The organism is Actinoplanes sp. L3-i22, from assembly GCF_019704555.1.
GTDB lineage: Bacteria > Actinomycetota > Actinomycetes > Mycobacteriales > Micromonosporaceae > Actinoplanes.
Genome location: NZ_AP024745.1, coordinates 8,764,997 through 8,786,162, shown reverse-complemented (window position 1 = coordinate 8,786,162; position 21,166 = coordinate 8,764,997). Strand labels below are relative to the sequence as shown.

Annotated in this window: 22 protein-coding genes; 4 read left to right on the top strand and 18 right to left on the bottom strand. The window is 71.2% G+C overall.

The features are described 5' to 3' along the window. Positions 1–44 precede the first annotated feature (44 nt). Positions 45–1,502: a DUF4190 domain-containing protein gene (locus L3i22_RS39385; RefSeq protein ID WP_221322547.1), complete on the bottom strand. Its 1,458-nt coding sequence runs from the start codon at positions 1,500–1,502 to the stop codon at positions 45–47. A 132-nt stretch (positions 1,503–1,634) separates the two neighbouring features. On the opposite strand from L3i22_RS39385, the gene L3i22_RS39380 reads away from it, so the two are divergent. Then, the gene (locus L3i22_RS39380; RefSeq protein ID WP_221322546.1) at positions 1,635–2,192 is read left to right on the top strand and encodes a macro domain-containing protein; all 558 of its coding nucleotides are present in this window, start codon (positions 1,635–1,637) and stop codon (positions 2,190–2,192) included. 42 nt (positions 2,193–2,234) lie between these two features. Here L3i22_RS39380 and L3i22_RS39375 read toward each other — a convergent pair whose 3' ends face one another. From L3i22_RS39375 to L3i22_RS39335, 9 genes are read right to left on the bottom strand one after another with little or no spacing between them, the layout of a single operon-like run. Further along, positions 2,235–2,978 (bottom strand): arylmalonate decarboxylase, encoded by a 744-nt coding sequence (locus tag L3i22_RS39375; protein ID WP_221322545.1) that lies wholly within the window; start codon positions 2,976–2,978, stop codon positions 2,235–2,237. Next, positions 2,975–3,703: a hypothetical protein gene (locus L3i22_RS39370; protein WP_221322544.1), complete on the bottom strand. Its 729-nt coding sequence runs from the start codon at positions 3,701–3,703 to the stop codon at positions 2,975–2,977. The genes L3i22_RS39375 and L3i22_RS39370 overlap by 4 nt, the downstream gene beginning before the upstream one ends. Positions 3,704–3,705: 2 nt before the next feature. Further along, positions 3,706–4,479, bottom strand: a complete 774-nt coding sequence (locus L3i22_RS39365; RefSeq protein ID WP_221322543.1) for an SDR family NAD(P)-dependent oxidoreductase — start codon at positions 4,477–4,479, stop codon at positions 3,706–3,708. Next, positions 4,476–5,396 (bottom strand): hypothetical protein, encoded by a 921-nt coding sequence (locus L3i22_RS39360; protein WP_221322542.1) that lies wholly within the window; start codon positions 5,394–5,396, stop codon positions 4,476–4,478. The genes L3i22_RS39365 and L3i22_RS39360 overlap by 4 nt, the downstream gene beginning before the upstream one ends. Next, positions 5,396–6,085 (bottom strand): hypothetical protein, encoded by a 690-nt coding sequence (locus L3i22_RS39355; RefSeq protein ID WP_221322541.1) that lies wholly within the window; start codon positions 6,083–6,085, stop codon positions 5,396–5,398. Before L3i22_RS39355 ends, L3i22_RS39360 begins: the two co-directional genes overlap by 1 nt. Beyond that, positions 6,082–7,284 (bottom strand): aromatic ring-hydroxylating dioxygenase subunit alpha, encoded by a 1,203-nt coding sequence (locus L3i22_RS39350; RefSeq protein WP_221322540.1) that lies wholly within the window; start codon positions 7,282–7,284, stop codon positions 6,082–6,084. Before L3i22_RS39350 ends, L3i22_RS39355 begins: the two co-directional genes overlap by 4 nt. Positions 7,285–7,289: 5 nt before the next feature. After that, on the bottom strand, positions 7,290–8,240 hold the full coding sequence (locus L3i22_RS39345; protein WP_221322539.1) for a dienelactone hydrolase family protein: 951 nt from the start codon (positions 8,238–8,240) through the stop codon (positions 7,290–7,292). After that, entirely contained in the window at positions 8,237–9,049 is an 813-nt protein-coding gene (locus tag L3i22_RS39340; protein ID WP_221322538.1) for an oxidoreductase, read from the bottom strand. Before L3i22_RS39340 ends, L3i22_RS39345 begins: the two co-directional genes overlap by 4 nt. A 9-nt stretch (positions 9,050–9,058) precedes the next feature. Continuing rightward, entirely contained in the window at positions 9,059–10,642 is a 1,584-nt protein-coding gene (locus L3i22_RS39335; RefSeq protein WP_221322537.1) for a nitrilase-related carbon-nitrogen hydrolase, read from the bottom strand. Between the two features lie 113 nt (positions 10,643–10,755). Here L3i22_RS39335 and L3i22_RS39330 point away from each other — a divergent pair, with 113 nt between their 5' ends. Then, positions 10,756–11,037: a Dabb family protein gene (locus L3i22_RS39330; protein ID WP_221322536.1), complete on the top strand. Its 282-nt coding sequence runs from the start codon at positions 10,756–10,758 to the stop codon at positions 11,035–11,037. Between the two features lie 49 nt (positions 11,038–11,086). Here L3i22_RS39330 and L3i22_RS39325 read toward each other — a convergent pair whose 3' ends face one another. The 7 genes from L3i22_RS39325 to L3i22_RS39295 form a co-directional block, all read right to left on the bottom strand. Then, positions 11,087–11,479, bottom strand: a complete 393-nt coding sequence (locus tag L3i22_RS39325) for a hypothetical protein (protein WP_221322535.1) — start codon at positions 11,477–11,479, stop codon at positions 11,087–11,089. Positions 11,480–11,557: 78 nt separating this feature from the next. After that, on the bottom strand, positions 11,558–12,976 hold the full coding sequence (locus tag L3i22_RS39320) for an aldehyde dehydrogenase family protein (RefSeq protein ID WP_221322534.1): 1,419 nt from the start codon (positions 12,974–12,976) through the stop codon (positions 11,558–11,560). Further along, a complete protein-coding gene (locus L3i22_RS39315; RefSeq protein WP_221322533.1) occupies positions 12,973–14,127 on the bottom strand; it encodes an NAD(P)/FAD-dependent oxidoreductase in 1,155 nt (384 codons plus the stop codon). Before L3i22_RS39315 ends, L3i22_RS39320 begins: the two co-directional genes overlap by 4 nt. Next, positions 14,124–14,996: an oxaloacetate decarboxylase gene (locus L3i22_RS39310; protein WP_221322532.1), complete on the bottom strand. Its 873-nt coding sequence runs from the start codon at positions 14,994–14,996 to the stop codon at positions 14,124–14,126. The genes L3i22_RS39315 and L3i22_RS39310 overlap by 4 nt, the downstream gene beginning before the upstream one ends. Beyond that, positions 14,993–16,486 carry an aldehyde dehydrogenase gene (locus tag L3i22_RS39305; protein WP_221322531.1) on the bottom strand — a complete coding sequence of 498 codons (1,494 nt, stop codon included), beginning with the start codon at positions 16,484–16,486 and terminating at the stop codon, positions 14,993–14,995. The genes L3i22_RS39310 and L3i22_RS39305 overlap by 4 nt, the downstream gene beginning before the upstream one ends. Then, entirely contained in the window at positions 16,483–17,757 is a 1,275-nt protein-coding gene (locus L3i22_RS39300; protein WP_221322530.1) for an acyl-CoA dehydrogenase family protein, read from the bottom strand. Before L3i22_RS39300 ends, L3i22_RS39305 begins: the two co-directional genes overlap by 4 nt. A 5-nt stretch (positions 17,758–17,762) precedes the next feature. Next, on the bottom strand, positions 17,763–18,677 hold the full coding sequence (locus L3i22_RS39295; protein WP_255658749.1) for a flavin reductase: 915 nt from the start codon (positions 18,675–18,677) through the stop codon (positions 17,763–17,765). A gap of 206 nt (positions 18,678–18,883) precedes the next feature. Between L3i22_RS39295 and L3i22_RS39290 the strand changes: the two genes are divergently transcribed. Beyond that, positions 18,884–19,753, top strand: a complete 870-nt coding sequence (locus L3i22_RS39290; RefSeq protein WP_221322528.1) for an IclR family transcriptional regulator — start codon at positions 18,884–18,886, stop codon at positions 19,751–19,753. A 51-nt stretch (positions 19,754–19,804) separates the two neighbouring features. Here the strand turns inward: L3i22_RS39290 and L3i22_RS39285 are convergent, their stop codons facing one another. Next, on the bottom strand, positions 19,805–20,500 hold the full coding sequence (locus L3i22_RS39285) for a hypothetical protein (protein ID WP_221322527.1): 696 nt from the start codon (positions 20,498–20,500) through the stop codon (positions 19,805–19,807). Between the two features lie 52 nt (positions 20,501–20,552). On the opposite strand from L3i22_RS39285, the gene L3i22_RS39280 reads away from it, so the two are divergent. After that, positions 20,553–21,017 carry a MaoC family dehydratase gene (locus L3i22_RS39280; protein WP_221322526.1) on the top strand — a complete coding sequence of 155 codons (465 nt, stop codon included), beginning with the start codon at positions 20,553–20,555 and terminating at the stop codon, positions 21,015–21,017. Positions 21,018–21,166: the final 149 nt, after the last annotated feature.

Here is a 21,166-nt window from a genome sequence, read left to right as displayed (position 1 = left end):
GGCTTTGCGCGGGGCAGCCCCCACGACCCCGATCCGGCGGTGCCTCAGTCCTGCAGTGAACCGGTGCGTGGGCCGCTCGGATCGACCGCGACACAGACCACACTGCGGTCGTCGTACCAGTCCGTCTCGGTGGCCGGATAGAGGAACTCGACCCGCATGGTCGCGTCCTTGCCGACCCGGTAACGCTGGAAGTCGCCCTCGCAGCTCTCCCGGACCCGGTCCCGGGTCGCCGTGGCGCCCTCGAAACCGTCCGCCTCGGGCAGGGTGAACACCGAGTAGACCTCGGCCTCGTGCGGCGAGGTGCACGGCACGATGGTCAGCGCCTCGGCGTTACTGCCGAACATCTTGTCGATGCAGATACCCGGGTAGAGGCCGGCCATCCCCCGCGAGTTGCTGGTCGGACTCGCGTACCTGTTGTTGATCGCGTCCTCGTAGGCGTTGGCGCCCCGCACGCCGATGATGATCGAGTAGACGATGTACATCCAGACGCCGGCCGCGATGAGGCCGCCGACGGCCTGGCCGCGGCCGCGCTCGCCGGTGCGGTTGATCTGCCGGATCGCCAGGATGCCGAAGATCAGGCCGAACGGGATCAGGCCGATCAAGCCGGTGACCAGGGAGATGATCGCCAGGCGGTTGGTCTCCTGGCTCTGGTACGGGTTCGGGGGCGCGGGGAATCCCGGGGCCTGCTGGTAGTAGCCGGCGGGCGGGAACTGGCCCGGGTAGCCGGTCGGCGGGTAGCCGGGGGCCGGGTAGGCGGCGGCCGGGGGATAGCCCGGGGCCGGGTAGGCGGCGGCCGGGGGATAGGTGGGCTGGCCCGGGGCGGGGTAGGCCGTCGGCGGGTAGCCGGGGGCGGGGTATGCCTGCCCGGGGTACGCCTGCCCGGGATATGCCTGCCCGGGATATGCCTGCCCGGGATATGCCTGGCCGGGGTAGGCCTGGCCGGGGTAGGCCTGGCCGCCGCCGGGGGGCGGGTAGCCCGGATACGCCTGGCCCGGGGGCGGGAAGCCGGGGGCCGGGAAAGCCTGGCCGGGGGCCGGGAAGGTCGGGGCCGGAGCCGGGGAGGCCGGCGGCTGGTAGGCCTGGACGGGCGGGCTCGGGGCGGCGTCCGGGGGTGGGGGGAAGGCCGGGGCCGCGTAGGGGGCGGTGGGCTCCGGGGCCGGGTAGGTGGAGGTCGGGTCCGGGACGCGGTAGGCGTAGGTCTCGTCCGCGGGGGCGGGCCCGGACTCGTCCGCGGATGTCGGCCCGGCGGGGAACTCGGGGTGGGCCGGGGTGTCGGCCGCGTTCACGTCGGCGATCGTCGCATCGGCCGGGGCCGGCTCGCTCCAGGTCGGCTCGCTCGGAGCTGGGTCGCTCGCGGTCGGCTGGGCGACGGTTGCGTCGCTCGGGGCCGGGTGGGCGATCGTTGCGTCGGCCGAGGCGGACGAATCGGGTGTATGGGGCGACGGAGCCGGGTCGCCATGCGGCGTTCCGTGACTCGGCGGGGGTGGCAGCTGCTCGCTCACGCTGGGACGTTAACAACAGTCATGATCAACCTCTGCTCCGGGACATCTCGACTTGGCAACGGCTCACTAGAAAGTATCGCTGCGGGTCAAAAAGGCGGCGTTCTTGTCGGGGGTGGTGTTTAGGGTCGTGGCATGCAGAAGTTGAGCTACGTCGAGGGCGACGCCACCGCTCCGGCCGGCGAGGGGCGCCGGATCATCGCTCACGTCTGCAACGACATCGGGGCCTGGGGCAAGGGGATCGTCCAGGCGATCTCGCGTCGCTGGCCCGAGCCGGAGCGGGAGTTCCGCCGCTGGCACCGCGAGTCCGCCGCCGACCAGCAAAGCCCGCGGCCTGAGCTGGGTGGGGCGGTTCCGGCTTTCCGGCTGGGGGCGGTTCAGTTGGTGCCGGTCGAGGCTGAGCTCTGGGTGGCGAACATGGTCGGCCAGCACGGCATCGTGACGAAGCAGGGGCTGCGCACCAGCTCCGGCTACGAGCTCGGCGCCGGCCCGCCGGTGCGGTATGAGGCGATCCACGAGTGCCTGACCACCCTGGTCACGCATGCTCGGGCGCATCAGGCGTCCGTCCACATGCCACGGATCGGCAGCGGGCTCGCCGGCGGCACCTGGGACAAGATCGAGCCGCTGATCCTGGCGACGCTGTGCGCCCACGACATCCCCACCGTCGTCTACGACCTGCCGGAAGCCCGATGATCGCTGCTGTTGGGTGACGGAGGTTGGCGGGCTGGGTTGGGGTTAGTGGTTGCGGAGGAGGCTGCCGGCGCCGTGGAGTTTTTCGGTGATTCCGTTGTCGCGGAGGGCCATCCACCAGGTTGCGGCGTTGATGGCGATGACCGGTTTGCCCAGCCAGCGTTCGGCCTCGTCGGCCAGGCTGATCATGGACAGGTTGGTGCCGCACTGGACGATCGCGTCGACGTCCGGGCCGTTGACGGAGCGGATCGCGGCGCGCAGTTCGTCCTCGGTGACGTGGGCGATGGAGACCGCGGTCGGGCATTTCAGACCCTCGATCGCGGTCACCTCGAAGCCGATCTCGCCGAAGAAGCGGACCACGTTCGCGTCGCCGACCGGCTGGTAGGGGGTGACCACGCCGATCTTGCGGGCGCCGTAGAGCTTGAGCGCCCGCTCGCACGCCTCCGCCCCGGTCGCCACCTCCAGCCCGGTGATCGCCTTGATCTGGCCGACGAACTCGCGGTTCCCCTCGACCCCGCCCCAGAACGTCTCCGCGGACATGCCCATCACCATGTAGTCCGGCTCGCAGGTCAGCACCCGCTCGCAGGCGAACCCGATCTCGGCCCGGATCTGGACCAGCAGGTTCTCGAAGTTGGCGTCGTCGGAGAGGTCCTGGTTGCGGATGTGGATCCGGGAGAAGTGCGCGGTCACCCCGGGCACGGTCATCCGGTAGAAGTCCGGTTCGACGATGGTGTTGGTCGACGGGGCGATCACGCCGAACTTGCGGCGCCACCCGAGGGCGTCGGTCATGCGGTCTCCTCAAGCGTGCCGGACGCAACGGCCGAATCCGGCGTGCTGGATGTGGCGCTGGAAAAAGGACCAGCGGGGGAAGAGGCGGTGGGGGAAAAGACGGGGGAAAGGCGCAGGGCGCGCACGGTCAGCAGAGCCGCCACCAGCAGCGCCAACTGCGCGGACGTGTTGAGGGACTGCTCCAGCCACTGATAGGCGAGCGTCTCGTGCTTCGGCGACTGCCGCAGCGGCACCAGCGAGGTGACCAGCACCAGCCCGAGCACGAACAGCGACACCGCCCACCACTGCCGGTACCGCCCGGCCACGATCGCCCCGAGCACGCTGACGGCGGTCACCCCGAACGTCGCGACCACGAACATCGGGTGCAGGCTGCCGGCCGCGATCGAGCCCCCGACACCCACCAGATAAACCACGACAAAACCCCACACCTGGGTACGCCGCCCGCGCCGGATCGTCACGGCCAGCGACCAGGCGAGCAGGCAGGCCCCGGCCGCCATCAGCGGAAACAGCGCTTGTTCGAGCACCGGGAAGTCGCCCGCGCCGGCCGCGACCAGCAGCTTCCACAGGCACTTGGCGCCGCCGCCGAGCCCGATCAGCACGGCCCCGGCCAGCCCGGCCCGCCGCGCCGGCGAGGTGGGCGCGAGGCGGCCGAGCAGCCCGAATCCCACTGAACCGAGAAATGTCGGGACAAAATCTTCGAGCGCGAGAACCACCGGGTACGCCACGGTCACGCCCCCGGGAACAGGTCGCGCCTGGTGAACGCCGCGGTCGCGAACCGGTACGCCGCCTTGCGGTTGGTGAGCCAGGCGACCCGGCCCCCGTTCTTGACCCCGGCCAGCACTTTCGCGGCCAGCCAGGGCGTCACGGTCTCGACCCGGTCGGCCAGGATGTTGAAGATCTTCTTCGCCTTCTCGAACTCCTCGGGCGAGTAGTCCCGGGTGAGCAGGTCGGTCACCACCATCCCGGGGGAGAGCAGTCCCACCGTCACCGGCGTGCCGGAAAGCTCCTTCGCCATCGCCATGGTCGCGTAGGTCAGCCCGCGCTTGGTCGCCCCGTACGGCGTCAGCCCGGCCACGATCTGCCCGTTCGACCCGAGGCCCTCCATGTTCCACAGCGCGCCGTGCCCCTGCGCCAGCATCGCGTCCAGGACCACCGCGCTGGCGTGCAGCGTGCCGCGCAGGTTCACGTCGACGACGGCGTCGATCTCGTCCGCGTCGAGTTCCCAGAGTTTCCGCCGGGAGGTGGAGAGGCCGGCGTTGTTGACCCAGATGTCGACCCGCCCGAACCGGTCCGCCGTGGCATCCCAGAGCTTGCGTACGTCGTGACGACTGGTCACGTCGGCCACCACACCGAGCACGTCGCCGGGCGCGCCGGCCCCCTGCACGGACGCGTCCGAGCGACCGCAGAAGGCTACCGAAGCGCCCTGAGCAGCGAACGCCCGGACCAGCCCTTGACCGATTCCGCGCGTCCCCCCGGTGACCACCACGACCGGCCCGGTCACGATTCCCACTCCAGCACGCCGTGCAGCACCGAGTCCAGGTTCCCGCCTTCGAACAGCTCGTAGACGACCGACAGCCGGCCCCCGGCGGACATTCCGGGCGAGGCGTCGAGCGTGAACTCCCGCCCCTTGACCTTCCAGACGTCGTTCAGATGCAGGGACGAGAACGAGGCGCGTCCGAATCCGATCGCGTTGCCGTAGGCGTCCGGCCCCTCGAAGAAGAGCCGGTTCCCGTCGCGGCGGGTCTCCACGGTGAACGCGCGGTCGAGGCTCGGGCCATGCCAGGTGACGACCCGTTTCGTACGCAAGAGGTTGATGGGTTCCAAGGCGAGAGCGACCGTGACCGAACCGCGGAGCTTCTGATCGGCGCCCCAGTGTTCGAGGGCACCGGTGAAGCGCCCGGCCCGCTTGGTCGGCAGGATGTACGGCACCGGCCCGTTGCGCGTCTCCGCGTCGATCAGCGGGTCGACCCGCCCGGGCACCCGGGTGTAGAGCCCGTTGAAGCAGCCCACGACCGCCCAGCCCTGGTAGAGCACGGACGAGTAGACCTGGGTCTCGCCGTCCGGCAGCACCTGGTTCCAGGTGTTCAGGTCGACCTGCCAGCCCGGCCCGTAGTAGTGCGAGTCGACGAACCCGCCGTAGGGCTGCCCGGTGCCGAAGAAGTCCGGCCCGGTGTAGACCCGGTTGGCGTCCGAGTCGAGCACGCCGAACGAGAACGGCGCGCCGAGCCGGAACTGCCCGGCCAGCGGCCCACCCCCGATCAAACCACCATCCATTTTGTACGTCGTGACCCCGTCCGCGAACTCCGACGACCGGTGGATCTCCTCGTAGCCGCACCACGTGCCGGCGTGGTCGAACAGCGACGGCCGGCCGTGCCACTCCCCGGCGATCCGCTGCTGCCAGACGCTCGGCGCGGTCATCAGTTGGCCACCAGCTCGGCGCGGACCGATTCGCTCTGCTCCTCGCCGAGCAGCCGCACGGTCTGCTTCCAGACCGGGTCGATCTCCGGGCTGAACAGCAGCGCGCGGTGTTCGGCGTCGCGCTCGGCGGTGCCGTCCGCCTTGATCCCGGCCTCGACCAGCCCGGCCCAGTGCGTGACGTAGGCGTCCACGGCTTCGCCGATGCCGACAAAGGCCTCAGCCGTTGCCCGATTCACCAGCATCCAAGGCGACATAAGAGCATATTGGCGCGGCGTCAGGTGTGCTGGGGTAAGGCCTTCGCGACCGCGTACCTCCTGGTAGAGCGGCGTGAGCGGCTCGTAGACCTGGTCCAGATAGGACAGCGAGGTGGCCAGGTCGATCCGCGGGATCAGATCCAGGTGGAACGCGTAGCTCTCCCCGTTGGCCACCGAGTCGACGGTGAAGTGCGGGACGCCCGACGACGGCGCGGTGAACGCGAAGATCATGTGGCTGTCCAGCCCGATCGGCGGCACGACCAGCGACACGTTGACCACCTTGACGACCGGCCCGTCGCCGCGCCAGACCCGGATCCGCCCGACCGGCGCGGGACTCATCGGCGAGGTCAGCTCGCGGTCCGAGTCGAGCACGACCGGGAAGCGGTCGAGGATCTTGGAAAGAGTCGTGTCGGACAGCTCGGCGGGCAGGCTCACTTCTCGTCCTCCGAAGACGCGGGCGGGTCGATCATCTGGGCGGCGGCCACACTGGGGTGCTCGCCGCGGGCCTTGTGCACCCAGGCCCGGCTCAGCTCCGGGTTCTCCCGCCGCGCCGGCGAGGGGATCACGGTCGCCGTCCGCTTCGGGACGTCCCCGGTGATGAAGTCCTCCTCATTGAGCAGCCACCCCTTCTCGGCCAGCTCCTGACGCCGCCGCCGGTAGTGCACCGCGATCATGTCGCTCTTGATGTGCAGCTCCGCCCCGAGATCGAACGGCAGCAGCTCGGGCCGCACCTTGTCGACCACCGCGGCGTCCTCGTAGAAGATCCGCATGGTCCGGTTGATCGCGTCCTTGTCGGCCCACCTGCCGGTGAAGAACGTCCGCAGCGCGACCCATTTGACCAGCGTGTGCGTCTCGTCGATCGGGATGTTGGTGTCGTAGATGACCATGTCGCCGATCGGTAGCCGCACGTGCAGCTTGATCATGTTGGGCAGCATCCAGCCGGCCGACGTGGTGACCGGCGGCCGCTTCTTCAGGTCGTTGCCGACCAGCCGGCCGAACCTGCCCCAGATCCCGGACGGCTTCGGCGGGTGCAGGTCGACGGTGGCGAACGCGGACCACTCGTCCGGGCTCTCCACCTCGTACTCCGGCACCTCGGGCATCTCCGGGTTGCCGAACCGCCCGGCGTGCACGAACGGCGCGTGCGCGATGTCGCAGCCGTTCTCCAGGATCCGCTCGTAGTTGGCGTTCCACAGGAACTCGCCGGTCACCACGCGGAACTTGCCGCCGTTCTCGACCAGGTCGTCGAACTCCGGCCAGACCGGCATCGGCGGCCGCTCCTCCTCGGGCAGATCACCGAGAAAAACCCAGACAAAACCATATTTTTCCCGTACGGGATAGGAGTCCACCCGAGCCTTGCGCGGAATCGCCCGCCCCGGCAGGTTCGCCGGGATGCGCGTGCACTGACCGTCCGGCTCGTACTCCCAGCCGTGATACGGGCAGACGATCTTGTCGTCCTTGAGGTGGCCGCCGGAGAGCGCGGCGCCCCGGTGCACGCAGAGGTCGCTGAGCACGACCACGCGGCCCTGCTTGGGGGTGCGGTAGATGGCCAGGTACTGCCCGAGCACGGTGATCCGCGCCGGTTTCGTGGTGACCCGGTCGGAGAACTCCACCGCGTACCAGAAGTTCTTGAGCATGGCTGTTACCTCCGCCGGATCGCGGCGATGTCGGATGACTGGAGTGCCTTGTCCAGCGCGTCGCCCGGCAGCGAGCGCAGGTGCACGTCGAGGAACGCGGCGAGCACGTCGGCCAGCGCCGCCCGGGTCACGGCCGGATCGGTGGTGGCCGGCAGGTCGAGGAACGCGCGCGCCGCGGTCTCGTCGACCGGGTGCACGATCCCGAAGTGGTTCGCCCCGGCGAAGGTGACCTGCAGGTTCGCGCCGTTGCGGTCGGGCAGCGCCTCGTCGAACGTACGGGAGATCGGGTCTTGTCTTGAGGTTGCTTCTTCGCCGTAACGGTCGGCGGATCCGTTGATCACGCCGTCCTGCGAGCCGGCCATCAGCAGGACCGGCGAGGCGACCTGGGCCGGCACGACCGTCCCGGCCGGCCAGCCGAGCATCGTCGCGACCATGGTGTGCGTCCCGTAGGCCGCCACCGCCTTCACGCTGGGGAAGAAACGCGCGCTCTGCAACACGACCGTCCCGCCGGCGGAGTGACCGACAAGTCCGACTTTATCGAGATCCATCACCTCGGCCAGCGGCGATTCGGCGAGGGCTTCCAGAACCGCGGGAACCGAAGGCGTGGTTGGCTGGGTGCCGTAGGAGTCGGGCCTGGCGGCGTCGAGGATGACCCCCGGAGTGATCCCTTTCAGTCCGCCGAACAGCTCACCGACCCAGTCGTAGGTCACCGCGATGAACCCGCGACCGGCCAGTTCGGTCGCCAGCCAGCGGTAGGCCTCCTGGCCGACGTTGACGCCGGAGACGATCAGCGCCACCGGATAGGGCGCCTGCGCCGGGTCGGCCGGGAACACCCCGGTGAGCCGCTCCTGATCCGAACCGGTCGCCACGGCGGGGTAGTAGATCCGCAGGTGCGCGGTGTCGAACGGCTTGTCGGCGCCCGGGATCGTCGCGGCCCACCAGATCGAGCGGATCATCCGGTCACCCCGGGCCGCGGCAGCTCCCGGTCCCCGCCCCACAACGCCCGGACCAGCTTGTTCGTCGTCTCCTCGCCGAAGAACCGGACGCCCATCACGTTCGCCGGGTCCCGCTCGGCGATGTTCCGGCGGATCCGCAGGTCGGTCTCGGCGAGCGCGGCCCGCTCGTCCGCCGGGACCGGCTCGGCCTCGTCGACCCAGCGCAGCCACCGGTCCACGTGCGCGTGCGCCCGGGCCGAGACGATCGCCAGGTTGCGCTCGCTGCGCTCGAACGAGTAGCAGTAGGCCGTCGGCGACAGGCTGGCCCGGATGAACCCGGCCCGGCTCACGAAGTACTCGAACTGCGGGTCGCCGCGCAGCTCCAGCCACTCCTCGTCGAGCTCGGCGTAGTACTTGTCGAAGTACGCCCCGTCCTCGACCATGTTCGTCCGCGGCACCGAGTCCAGGTAGAACCAGCCGCCCGGCCAGACCAGCAGCGCGATCCCCAGGTGCGGCACCTTCACCTGCGGGCCCAGCCAGCAGGTCAGATGCAGGTTCGCGAAGCTGGCGCCGGGGTTGCCGAGCCAGGAGTGCACCATCCAGTCGACCTCCGGCCCGGAGTAGGCCTCCAGCGAGCCGCCCGGCCCGTCCGGGTAGCCGCCGTAGGTCTGCAGCTCCAGCGAGGACGGATCGCGGGTGGTGGTGAACCGGGCGTCGATCTTCGCCTTCAGGTCGGCGAGCAGTTGCCGGTAGAAGCTGAACGTGTCGTGCACGTCGACCACCGGGGAGCTGTCGACCATGTCCTCGACGTGCTGAAGTGTCTCCGCCATCGGATTCCCTTATCTGTCGATGAGCGCGCCGGCCAGCCGCCAGGGGCGGCCGTCGACGAGATCGGTCTGCCGCGACACCATCCGGTTCGCGGCCTGGGCGGGAGCGACGGTCGCCGTGCCGAGCGGCACGCCGGCCGGGACGTCGGTGCGGACCGGGGTGGAGATCCGGCCGGTGAACGGGCCCTGCCACGCGGTCCAGAGCGTGAAGTCCGGGCTCATCGCGAGGATCGCGGCCGGCTGGTCGAGCGGGGTGCTGACCACCACGTTCAGCCGGTTCTCGGCGGCCCGCTCGGGCAGCCCGAGCGCCAGCTCCCACGGCTCCTGCGCCCGGCAGGGGACCGCGACCACGTCCACGTCGGCGAGCGCGGCCAGCCGGAACGTCTCCGGATAGAGCGCGTCGTCGCCGACCACGATCGCCAGCCGGCCCCACGCCAGGTCGATCGGCACGATCACCTTCCCGGCGCGGCCGCCCGCGTGGAGCTGTGGCTGCCGCGCCACGATGCCGTCCGCCGAGATCAAGATCCCCTGGTGTACGTCGTTGTCCACGACCGTGGTGACGACCCGACTCTCGGTCCCGTTCAGGGCCTCCGCGATCGTCGTGGGATCGCCGGTGCGTTCCGGCAGGACGATCAGCCGTGCGCCCTGGTCCGCCGCGGCGCGGACCAGGCCGGGACCGCGGACCACCGCGACCGCCAGCTCGGCGGCGCCCGGCGGCCGGCGGCGCCCGACCGGCGGGTCGGCGATCGGCGTGTACAGCTCGGGGCGGCGGGTGGCCAGCAGGTCCGTGCCGTCCGGGCGGCGCTTGTCGTCGGCCCGGGCCGGCTCGATGTCGGCGACGATCACGTGCTCGCCGGTGCGCGGGGCCTTCGCGACGACCGTGCCGTCCGGGGCGACGATCTGCGACTCGCCGGCGCCGTGCAGCCACTCCGGCGGGACGCCCAGCCGCTCGGCGATCGCCGGCAGCTCGTCGCGGGGGAGCAGCGGGCCGACCTTGTTCGCGGCGACCACCCACACCTTGTTCTCCGCGGCGCGGACCGGGATGTGCAGGTCGGCCTCGTCCAGGGCGAAACTGTTCAGGCTGTTCAGCAGGACCTGGGCGCCGCGCAGCGCGAGACCGCGGGTGACCTCGCTGATCACGCCCTCCATGCACGCGTACATCCCGAGGCGGCCGAGCGGGGTGTCCACGATCGGGCCCTCGGTGACCGCCGGGTCGAGGAAGTCGTTCTCGGCGCCCATCAGGGTCTGCTTGTCGCACCGGGCGACGATCTCGCCGTACGGGTCGAGGAGCAGGTTCGTGCCGCCGGTGCGGCCACCCGCGTACGCGAAAGTGACGTTGATCTTGATCCAGATCTGGTGTCGCCTCGCGCGGTCGGCGATCGCGGTGAGGAACGGGTCGCCGGGGCGGGTGGCCAGCTCGCGGGCCCGCGCGCGGGACGGGTACCAGGACAGGTGGTTGCAGAACTCGGGCAGGACGATCAGCTGGGCCTGTTGGGCCGCGGCGGCGTCGATGACGCGCAGGCAGGCGGCGAGGTTGGCGGCGACGTCCTGACCGGCTTCGATCTGGGCGGCGGCGACACGTGCGACACCGGGCATCCGGTTCCCCCTAGCGAAACGGCGTTTCCCAAAACTACACTTGGGTGCCACATTCGCAACAGAGGTTTCGTCTGCGGTTTCGTCACGTTCTTGAGTTGTCGTCGGGAGGCCTCGTGCTGGTCCATGTGGTGCTGATGAAGTTCGCCGACGCGGGCGATGCTGCCAAGGCCAGGTTGCGGTTGGAAGAACTCGCCGGTGTCGTTCCCGCGATCCGCTCGATCGAGGTGGCGGTGGACGAGCTCGCCACCGAAGTCTCCTGGCATCTGTTCCTGCGCACCACCCACCGGGACGCCGACGACCTGCGGTCCTATCAGGCACATCCGGCGCACCACGAATTCGGTGCCTGGGTGCGCCCGCTACTGGTTTCCCGCGCGGTCGTGGATTACACCGCCTGAACGGCGTTCGGCCCGGGACCGTTCGTGGTCCCGGGCTCCGTTCGTGGTGCTACCCGCGTCGTCCCGGCGGTTCCTGCCCGCCCCAGTCCTGGTCGCCGCCGCCCTGGCTGCCGTCCCACGGACCGCCCTGATTGCCGCCGCCCTGGTTGCCGCCGCCTTGATTGCCGCCTTGAGTGTCGGCGGGCGGGGCGGCCTGGGGGACCAGCAGGAAGCGGGTGCGGCCGCTGTCGTCCTGGAACTCCTCGCAGGTGGCGTGGGCGAAGTCGCCGTTGCGGACGTGCTCGCGGATCGCGCGCATGCAGGAGTTGAAGTTCCAGAACGACTCGCGCTTCTCGACGACGCCCGCCCGGTGCGGCGGCGCGGCCTGGACCGGGGTGCCGGCGAGAACGGCGCCCGCCAGCAGGCCGGCTCCGATCATGGTGATGCGGCCGATGTTCGGCATGTCGGACCTTTCCCCTTGACAAGGTGATAGGTCCTCAGCTGACCACGTGGCCCCGCCGGGCGGCCGGAAACGCTGGATTCAGCCGGCCGGGTACGCCGAGGGACCGGCGGCGGGGATCTCCGCGCCCGGCCGGAACGCCGCCGGCGCGTGGATCACGCAGGTCTGGACGTATTCGAGCAGGCCCTCCTCGGCGTACTCGCGACCCCAGCCGGAACGCTTCACCCCGCCGAACGGCGCCCGCAGCGACATCCCGGTCCGGTTGTGGGTGTTGACGAACGCGAACCCGGCCTCGAACCGCCGGGCGAACGCGAACGCCCGCTCCTCGTCGGCGCTCCACACCGAGGCGCCCAGCCCCAGGTCACCCGCGTTCGCCGCGGCCAGGACCGACTCCTCGTCGCGGTAGCCGAGGACCGGGACGACCGGGGCGAACTGCTCGGTGCGGACCAGCCGGGAATCCGGATCCGGGGCCACCACCAGGCCCGGGCGCACGAAGTAGCCGGTCGCCGGGTCGGCGTCGAAACGACCGAGATCGACCAGGGCGCCGTCGTCCCGGAACGCGGCGGCGGACCGCTGGGCGTCCGCCGAGATGACCGGGCCCATCGTCGCGCCGGGGGCCAGCGGGTCGCTGGTGACCAGGACCCGGTCGGCGGCGGCCCGGTACGCCGCGACGAAGTCGTCGAGACGGGACTCCGGGACGTACAGGCGCTTGGCCGCCATGCAGACCTGACCACTCGTCGCGAACGTGGCCATCACCAGGCGATCCATCGCCGCGTCGGTAAAACTGGCGTCGGCCAGGAAGACCGCGGGATCGTTGCCGCCCAGCTCCAGCACCGACGGGGTGAGCCGGTCGCCGGCCAGCGCGGCCACCGCCCGGCCACCGGTCGCGCCGCCGGTGAACGCGACCTTGCGGATCAGGTCGTGACCGACCAGGGCGGCGCCGGTCGCGCCGTCGCCGTGCACCACGGTCAGCGGGGCCTCGAACAGCGCGGCCACCCGGGAGATGGTGAGCGGGGCCAGCGGGGACGGTTTGAGCACCACGGCGTTGCCGGCGGCCAGGGCCGGGGCGATCTTCAGCATCGCCAGGATCACCGGGGCGTTCCAGGGCGTGATCGCGGCGATGACGCCGTACGGCTTGCGGAGCAGGACGAGACGGCCCAGATCGTCGTCGACGGTGCTGTCGGCGTACGCCGAAATCGCTCTTGAGACCACCCAGCGCAGGAAGCGAACCGCGAAGCCCAGCTCGCCGCGGCAGTCCGCGAGGACCTTGCCGGATTCCCTGGCCAGCAGCGTGGCCAGCTCCTCGACGGCGTTCTCGAGCGCGGTCGCGGCGCCGGTCAGCGCGGCGAGCCGGTCCGGCAGCGGGGTGGCCGCCCAGCGGCGCTGTTCCGCGTCGGCCCGGCGGACGATCGCGTCCACTTCGGCCGGTGACGTCACCGCGACCGCGCCGACGATCTCGGCGAACCGGGCCGGATTCTCCCGCTCGATCAGGTCGGTCATGCGGTCACCGGGCGCAGCGAGGCGATCATCGAGCTGCGCAGCAGGGACGCGCGGGCCTTGACCGGGTCGGCCGCGGTGGCCCGCAGCGAGTCCAGGTAGGTGGCGCGGGCCGCCGGGTCGGTGGCGCGCAGGCGCTCGTAGTTCTGGTGCGAGACGCTCTGCACGTATTCGAGCGCGATCCGGCGGCGGTGGGCCGCGGCGGCGTCGACCACCGCCGGATCGCCGGTGGCCAGCGCGTCCGCGTAGGCGACGGCGTCGTGGATGCCGGAGTTCATGCCCAGGCCGCCGAGCGGGTTGTTGACGTGCGCGGCGTCCCCGGCCAGCAGCACCCGGCCGACCCGGAAGGCGGCGGCCACCCGCTGGTGGACCCGGTACATCGAGGCGTGCGCGATCCGCCACGGGCGGCCCGGGTCGAAGACGCCGCGCAGGCGCTCGTCCAGGCGGGCGTACTCCACCTCGTCCGGGGTCTCGGCCGGCGTGGGGAGCAGGACTCGCCAGTGGTCCGGGGTGCGGAGCAGGACACACCATTCGACCGGGTCGAAGACGTAGTTGACCGCGGCCAGATCGGGCAGCCAGGCGGTGAGGTCCTCGTCGGCCGAGGCGACCAGGAAACGCTCGGGATAGGTGATGCCGTCGAACCCGGTGCCGGTCGCGCGGCGGGTGGCGGAGTGCGCGCCGTCCGCGCCGATCAGCCAGGAGCCCTCGGCGGTCCGGCCGTCCGCGGACCGCGCGGTCACCGTGTCGCCGGTCTGGGTGACCGCAGCGAGATGCCAGTCGTACCGGATCTCGCAGCCGTCGTGCCGCAGCAGGTGAGCGCGCAGGATCGGGGTGAGCTTGGACTGCTCGCACTGCAGCCGGTAGGGGAACCGGGTGTCGCCGGCCAGCACCGCCAGGTCCAGCCGGGCGATCAGCCCCGCGGCGCGGTCGCGGTAGGCGAAGGTCGGCGCGAGCAGGCCGCGGTCGTGCAGCTCGGCGCCGATGCCCAGGTCGTCGAGCATCTCCAGGGTCGGCGGGTGGAACGTCGACGCGCGGGACTCGGCGGCCAGGTCCCCGCCGGACTCCAGCACGGTGACCGGGACGCCCTTCCGGGCCAGCGCCAGGGCGGCGGTCAGACCGACCGGCCCGGCGCCGGCGACGACGACACGACTCACGTCTCCAACCTCCGTGGGACATAGCGGGCGTCCAGGTCGAGGGCCTCGTCCTGGCCGACCAGCGCGGTGAAGGCCGCCCACGGCATCCGTTCGACGTCGTCGGCGCTGCCGGTCTCGGCGATGGCGCGATAGGTCACCGACGCCGCGCGCATGGCGGCGAGCAGAGCGGCGACCGGGTGCAGGACCAAGCGGACACCGACCTCCGCGAGGTCCGCGTCGGTCCAGGCGGGCGGCGCGCCGGCAGCTTCGCTGCGATTGACCACCAGGGGTACGCCGGGGAGCGCGCGCTGGATCTCGGCGAGTTCGGTGATCGTCCGGACGCCCTCCGGGAAGACCGCGTCCGCGCCCGCCTCGGCGTAGGCCACGCACCGCTCGATCGTGTCGGCCAGGCCGTTGACGGCGTACGCGTCGGTCCGGGCGATCACCGCGAGCTCCGGCACCTGATCGGCCAGCGCCTGGATCTTGGCGGCCGCCAGTCCGACCTCGATCACCTCTTTGCCGGCCAGGTGCCCGCAGCGCTTCGGGCTCACCTGGTCCTCCAGGTGCAGCCCGGAGATCCCGGCGCGGCTGTAGGCGAGCCCGGTCCACACCGCGTGCACCGGGTTGCCGTACCCGGTGTCCGCGTCGGCCAGCAGCGGCACCCCCTGCAGCGCCGGGACCAGCGTGGCCGCCCGGTCGGCGATCTGCGTGGCGTGCACGAAACCGAGGTCGGGGCGGCCCAGCATGGTCGCCGAGACGGCCGCGCCGGAGAGGTGCACGGCCCGATGGCCGGCCGCGACCGCGAGCGCGGCGGTCACCGGGTCGTAGACGCCGGGCACGTGGGTGACCCGGCCGGAGGTGAGGAGCGCGCGCAGCGCGGAAGCGGTCATGAGCGATTGTGCAACGCGAATCCGTTTTCGACACCGACCACGCGCGGGTTGGTGAAGAACAGCAACGTTTCCGCGGTCCCCTCCGTCGAGTAGCCGGAGATGCCCCAGGCCGGGCGCGGGGTGAACAGGTGCAGGCTCATGATCGAGGAGCCGTTGACCTTGACCTCGCCGGCCCGGACCCGCCGGGCGACCCGCACCGCGGCCGCCTCGTCGGCGCCGATCACGTAGCCCTCCAGGCCGTAGCGGGTGCCGTTGGCCAGCGCGATCGCCTCGCCGACCGTGCGGTAGCCGTGCACCGCGGCGACCGGCCCGAAGATCTCCTCGGTGGTCCGCGCCGGGTCGGCGCCGGTGACCAGCGCGGGGGCCAGGAAGTTCCCGGCGCCGGCCAGCTCCGCGGTGTGCCCGGCCAGCGTCGCGGTGTGCCCGGCCAGCGTCGCGGTGTGGACGGCCAGCTTCGCGGTGTGAACCGTGCCGCCGAGCCCGTCGCGGGCCTTCTCCACCGCGGCCCGGTGGCCGGAATGGATCAGCGGGCCGTAATCGGTGGCCGGGTCCGCGGGGTCCCCGGCGCGCAGCCCGGCGATCCGGTCCAGGACGCCGTCGACGATCGCCTGCTCGCGGCCGGCCGGCACGATCAACCGGCCCAACGCCCGGCACCACTGGCCGTTCAGCGTGGTGAGCAGGTCGGCGGCGGCCCGGACGGCGACCGCCTCGTCCGCGTCCGGGAGCACGATCAGCGGGTTGTTGCCGCCGAGCTCCAGCTGCACCGGCTTGATGTCGTAGGCGCAGGCCGACGCGACCGCGCGACCGCCGGCCAGGCCGCCGGTGAACGAGACCGCCCGGATCCGGGCGTCGCCGACCAGGTGCGCGCCGGTCGCCGCGCCGCCGTGCAGCAGCTGGAACAGGGCGGGCGGGGCGCCGGCGGCGCGCAGCGCGGTGTCGATCGCGACGGCCAGGCGTTCGGTGCCGGACGACGCGTACTCGGACGGCTTGAGGATCGTGGGGCAACCGGCCGCGAGCGCGTTGGCGACCTTGTGGGCCGCCATCGGCGCGGGCGCGTTCCACGGGACCAGGCAGGCGACGGGGCCCCAGGGGAGCCGTTCGACCAGGACCTGGTTGCCGTCCTCGCGGGTGGTCGTGCTGGTCAGCACGCCGGTGCGGAGCTGGGCGGCGGCCAGGGCGAACGCGCCGGAGAGGATCATGCCGAGCGGGGTGGTCTGCCGGATCGGGACGCCGGTCGACCTGGCCTCCAGCAGCACGATTTCCCCGGCGGCGGCCTGGACTTCGGCGGCTATGCTGTCCAAAATGTCCGCTCGGTCGGCGGCAGGGAGGTCCCAAGAGCCGAGATCGTCGGCCGCCGCGATCGCCGCCGAAACGTTCTCGACCGAGGAGCCCAGCGCCGGCCCGAGGACACGCCCGGTCGCGGGATCCTCCAGCTCGACGCCGACCGGTGTGCCGCACGCCGACCACACGCCGTTGACCAGGTCGTTCACTTCGGGACGCTCGCGAACAGCTCGTTCGCCTTGTTCGAGGTGATCACCGAGGCGGCCTCCAGGCGTCCGCGCTCCGGCGGGAACGTCATCACCAGGCCCATCGACAGGTCCCGCAGCGCCCGGCCGACGACGCCGTTCATCGTCGCGCTCGACGTGCCGGACGCCTTGAGCGCGTTCACCGCCACGTCGAACGCGGCCTGGCAGATCGAGCCCTTGGCGATCCGCCACTGGGCGTACACCTCGGACTTCGTCGCGATCGGCGGCTCGCACGTCTCGATCAGCAGCTGGCGGCGCAGCCACAGGTACGCCGTCTCCAGGTTCTCGGTCATGTTCCCGATGATCACCTGGTGCATCGGCGATTCCGCGATGGACCGGCCGGTGTCCGCGAACGTCTTGCGGGTGAGCCGGTCCAGCGTGTCGTCGTAGACGCCCTGCGCGGCGCCGACGTAGACGGCGGTGATCGCCAGCTGGTTGCCGACGAAGCTGCCCCGGCTGCACTGCAGCATCTTCACGAACGCGCCCGGCACGGTCAGCGCCTCCGCGTGCGGGATGAAGACCCGGTCCAGCTTGATGCCGTGGTTGGCGCTGCCGCGCATGCCGATGCCGTCCCAGAACGGGCGCTCGGTGACGCCGTCCGCGTCCCGCGGGACCAGGAACATGGCCAGCCCGTCGGCCGTTTCGGTGCCGTCCAGCCGGGCCGTGACCAGGTAGTAGTCGGCGATGCCGGTGGCGCAGCCGAACGACTTCTCGCCGGTCAGCTCCCAGCCCCCTTCGACCTCGACGGCGGTGGTGGCGATCGCGATGTTGGCGCTGCTCGACTTCACCGACTCGCTGGCGAAGTTCGCCAGCCACGTGCCGCCGGACATCAGCCGCAGCACCTTCTCGGCGAACGCCGTCACGACCGGGACCTCGTCGTCGGCGAAGAGGCCGGACTCGATCGCCTCCAGCGGCAGCAGGCCACGGGAGGCGGAGGTGTTGTGGAAGAAGAAGGCCAGCGCGGTGGACGGGCAGGCGGTGCCCATCGCGTACGTGGCGGCGGCCAGGTCACGCAGGGTGCCGCCGAGGCCGCCGTACTCCTCCGGGACGATCAGCCCGAGCAGGCCGGCCTCCCGCAGCGTGCCGAGGTGCTCGCGGGGGAACGCGCCGTCGCGGTCGGCCTGCTCGGCCTTGGCGCGCAGGGCCGGCAGCACCTGCTCGACGAGGGCGGCGCGGGCCTTCTCCTCGACGGTCATGTCGTCGACGAGTCGCTCGCCGGTGAGTCGGTCGGCCATCGGTGTCACTCCCTGAGCTGGGCGAGATCGGTTCTCGGCTGCGCGGCTTTCGGCTGCGCGAGGTCGGTTCGGGGTTGCGTGAGGTCGTCGCGGCGGTGGCCCACGTCCAGCTGGTGGGCCAGGTGCAGCAGGTCGTCGAGGGGCAGCCCGGTGCTGGTCAGGTCGAAGTGCGCGACCCCGCTCTTCATCGCCACCAGGGCGTTCACCAGGGCGAGCCGGTGGTCGGCGAGACGCACCCGGAGAGTGGCCGGCCGGGCCCGGACCACCGCGTCCTGCAGCACCCGGCGCACCTGCAACGGCGAGGCCGGCGTGGTCGCCGACTCGGCGCAGACGATCTCCTCCGCGCCCAGCGCCGCGAGCCGGCCGATGGTGTCGAGCACCTCGTCCTCCCGGGCCGGGTCGAACGCGTCCGGCACGAGGTGCGCGCCCGCCGGAGCCTCGGACACGTGGATGGTCGCCGGCAGCGGGTCGGCGAGCTGGACCCAGCTGCGCGAGTGGAACAGCAACGGGGAGATCAACCGCGGCGTGGCGGCCTCGGTCACCTCGCCGACGAAGATGGTGTGGTCGCCGCCCGGGTACGCGTGCGCGATCCGGCAGTCCAGCCACGCGACCGCGTCGGCGAGCACCGGGCAGCCGTTCGGCGTGGTGACCCAGTCCAGCCCGGCGAACCGGTCGGTGATGTCGCGCTCCTGGCCGGCGAAGCGGCGCCCGATGTGCGCCTGGTCCTTGCCGAGGAAGCTGATCGCGAACTTGCCGGCCGCGCCGAGCAGGGCGTGACTGGGCAGGTGATTGCCGAGGCAGACGGAGACCATCGGCGGATCGAGGCTGACCGAGGAGAATGAACTGGCGGTCATGCCGTGCACCCCGTGGGGACCGATCGTGGTCACCACGCACACGCCGCTCGGCCACTGACCGAGCACGGATCGGAACGTCGTGCTGTCGACCGGCACCTGTCGCACTCCGCTTTCAGGTCTGGCCGTTTCGCCTTGGGAAACAGCGTTACCGCGAAGGTAACGAGGTGGCCGGGGGTCTGTCAACGCCGGATCGGTACAGCGTTTCGCGGTGCGAAATGGCAGGCTAGGCTTCGGCAAGGTTTGTTCCGTTCCTGTTCCGGGGGAGTTTCGCGATGCCAGGCCGAACCGCTTCGACGTCCCCGTCCGCACCCGCCGCCGCGCCGGGCACCGCGCCGGCCGCCTCGCCGGCCACCTCGCCGGCCTCCGAGGACGAGGGGCAGTCCCGGTCGATCGCCGCGGTCGAGCGGGCCATGGACGTGCTGCTCTACTTCGGCCGCGCCGAGCAGCCCGACCTCGGGGTGACCGAGATCGCCACCGCGCTCGGCCTGACCAAGGCCGCCGTGCACCGCATCCTCACCGCGCTGCGCAGCCGCGAGCTGATCACCGTCGACCCGTCCACCCGGCGGTACGCGCTCGGCCACGCCGCCGTCGCGCTCGGTCGCGCCTACCTGGCCCGCACCGACGTGCGCGCGATGGCCGCGCCGGAGCTCAAGTTCCTCTCCGAGCGCACCAGCGAGACCGCGACCCTCTCGCTGCGCCGCGGCGACACCCGGCTCTACGTCGACCAGGTCGTCCCCGACCAGGAGCTGCGCCTCGAGGTCAGCCTCGGCATCCCGTTCGCGCTGAACGCCGGCGCCTCGTCCAAGGCGTTCCTGGCGTTCCTGCCCGAGTTCGAGCTGGAGACCTACCTGACCCGGCACCCGCTCGCGGCCGTGACCGACAAGACCATTACTGATCCGGTCAAACTGCGCAAAGACCTTGCTTCGGTACGGAAACGCGGCTACTCCACCTCGAACGGGGAGCGGCAGGCCGGCGCCGCGTCGATCGCCGCCCCGGTGTTCGACCATGACGGCCGGGTGGTCGCCGTGATCAGCGTGGCCGGGCCGGCGCTGCGCTTCAAACCGGACGCGGACGCGACAGTCATCGCCGACCTGCTCGGGTGCGCCGGTCGGATCAGCGCGCAGCTTGGTTACGTACCGTAGGCCTGCGGTTTTGCTTATTTCGGTTTTGCTCGTCGGGGTTTTCCCGCTTGCTCAGAGGTTGGCGAACGGCTTGGCGACGCCGAGAAGACCGGCGATCAAAACCGAGATCCAAATCAGCCATACGTACGGGAGGCAGCCGTTCACGCTGCTCTGGACCGCTGCCTCGGTCGTGTCGTCGGAGTTCCCGGCCATGATCGCGCCGAAGGCCGGGCCGAACGGGCGCAGCGTCCGCCGGATGCCCAGGCCCGCCGCGATGGCGAGCGAGTAGAGCAGCACTTTCCCGCCCAGCCACTTCGGGTTGGTGTCGACGCCGAACGGGTGCGCGGCGACCAGGGTGTACACGCCGGTCGCCGTCATCCCGGCGATCACCGTGATCCGGATCGTCCAGTCGATCCGCCGGACCAGCGGGTGTCTTCCGGGCTCGTGATGATCGAGATGCATCAGGCGCAGCCAGACGAGCGCGCCGATCCAGACCGGCACGAGCAGCCACCACGGCAACAGCTTGATGCCGAGGAGCGAGCCGCCGTGCTCGTCGAGCGAGATCAGCGTCAGGCCGCTGGGCAGGAAGAGGATCAGGCAGATCTTCGGGCCCAGATCCAAACCGGACATGATCTTCAGGGCGGTCAGGCGCGCCGCGGGCGTGAGGGACGGGTTGATCACATACCGGCTGGAGTAGAAGACGCCGAGGTCGCCGCCGAGCCAGAAGACCATGAGCACGATGTGCAGGAAGAGGAACGCAGCCAGCATCGCTAGATGGAAACATCTTTCCGCTGTGCGAAACAAGTGCTAGCTTCGCGGCATGCTCGGCCGTTATTACGAAGACTTCACCGTCGGTGACACGTACCGCCACCCGCTCGGCCGCACCATCTCCGAGGCCGACAACACGTGGTTCACGCTGCTGACGCTGAACACCAATCAGTCACACTTCAACGCGGACTACGCGGCCGGGACGCCGTACAAGAAACTCCTGGTCAACTCGACTCTCACGGTCGCCATCGTGACCGGGTTGTCGGTGCCCGACGTCAGCCAGCACGCCTTCGCCAACCTGGGCTGGGAACAGATCCGGATGCCCAGCCCGGTCTTCGTCGGCGACACCATCTATGCCCGGTCGACCGTGCTGGAGCTGCGGGAGTCGAAGTCCCGCCCGTACGCCGGCATCGTCAAGGTGTTCACGACCGGCTTTAACCAGGACAGCGTCGACGTGATCACCTGGACCCGCGCAATGCTGGTGTACAAACGCGGCCACGGCCCGGCCACCCCATGACCACCCCCAACCCCCGCCACCACCACTGGTTCGCCCGGCTCGGCCCCGTCGCTCGCCGCCGCCCGACTCCGCCCAACTCAGTCGCTCGCCGCCGCGCCACTCCGCCCAGCCCAGTCGCTCGCCGCCGCGCCACTCCGCCTGGCCGCGGC

Bases quoted from the DNA above. Each gene is read 5' to 3' on its own strand.
- L3i22_RS39380 (WP_221322546.1), top strand. From the start codon at position 1,635: ATGCAGAAGTTGAGCTACGTCGAGGGCGACGCCACCGCTCCGGCCGGC.
- L3i22_RS39375 (WP_221322545.1), bottom strand. From the start codon at position 2,978: ATGACCGACGCCCTCGGGTGGCGCCGCAAGTTCGGCGTGATCGCCCCG.
- L3i22_RS39360 (WP_221322542.1), bottom strand. From the start codon at position 5,396: ATGACCGCGCCGAGCGTCTGGCAGCAGCGGATCGCCGGGGAGTGGCAC.
- L3i22_RS39350 (WP_221322540.1), bottom strand. From the start codon at position 7,284: ATGCTCAAGAACTTCTGGTACGCGGTGGAGTTCTCCGACCGGGTCACC.
- L3i22_RS39345 (WP_221322539.1), bottom strand. From the start codon at position 8,240: ATGATCCGCTCGATCTGGTGGGCCGCGACGATCCCGGGCGCCGACAAG.
- L3i22_RS39340 (WP_221322538.1), bottom strand. From the start codon at position 9,049: ATGGCGGAGACACTTCAGCACGTCGAGGACATGGTCGACAGCTCCCCG.
- L3i22_RS39335 (WP_221322537.1), bottom strand. From the start codon at position 10,642: ATGCCCGGTGTCGCACGTGTCGCCGCCGCCCAGATCGAAGCCGGTCAG.
- L3i22_RS39325 (WP_221322535.1), bottom strand. From the start codon at position 11,479: ATGCCGAACATCGGCCGCATCACCATGATCGGAGCCGGCCTGCTGGCG.
- L3i22_RS39320 (WP_221322534.1), bottom strand. From the start codon at position 12,976: ATGACCGACCTGATCGAGCGGGAGAATCCGGCCCGGTTCGCCGAGATC.
- L3i22_RS39310 (WP_221322532.1), bottom strand. From the start codon at position 14,996: ATGACCGCTTCCGCGCTGCGCGCGCTCCTCACCTCCGGCCGGGTCACC.
- L3i22_RS39300 (WP_221322530.1), bottom strand. From the start codon at position 17,757: ATGGCCGACCGACTCACCGGCGAGCGACTCGTCGACGACATGACCGTC.
- L3i22_RS39290 (WP_221322528.1), top strand. From the start codon at position 18,884: ATGCCAGGCCGAACCGCTTCGACGTCCCCGTCCGCACCCGCCGCCGCG.
- L3i22_RS39285 (WP_221322527.1), bottom strand. From the start codon at position 20,500: ATGCTGGCTGCGTTCCTCTTCCTGCACATCGTGCTCATGGTCTTCTGG.
- L3i22_RS39280 (WP_221322526.1), top strand. From the start codon at position 20,553: ATGCTCGGCCGTTATTACGAAGACTTCACCGTCGGTGACACGTACCGC.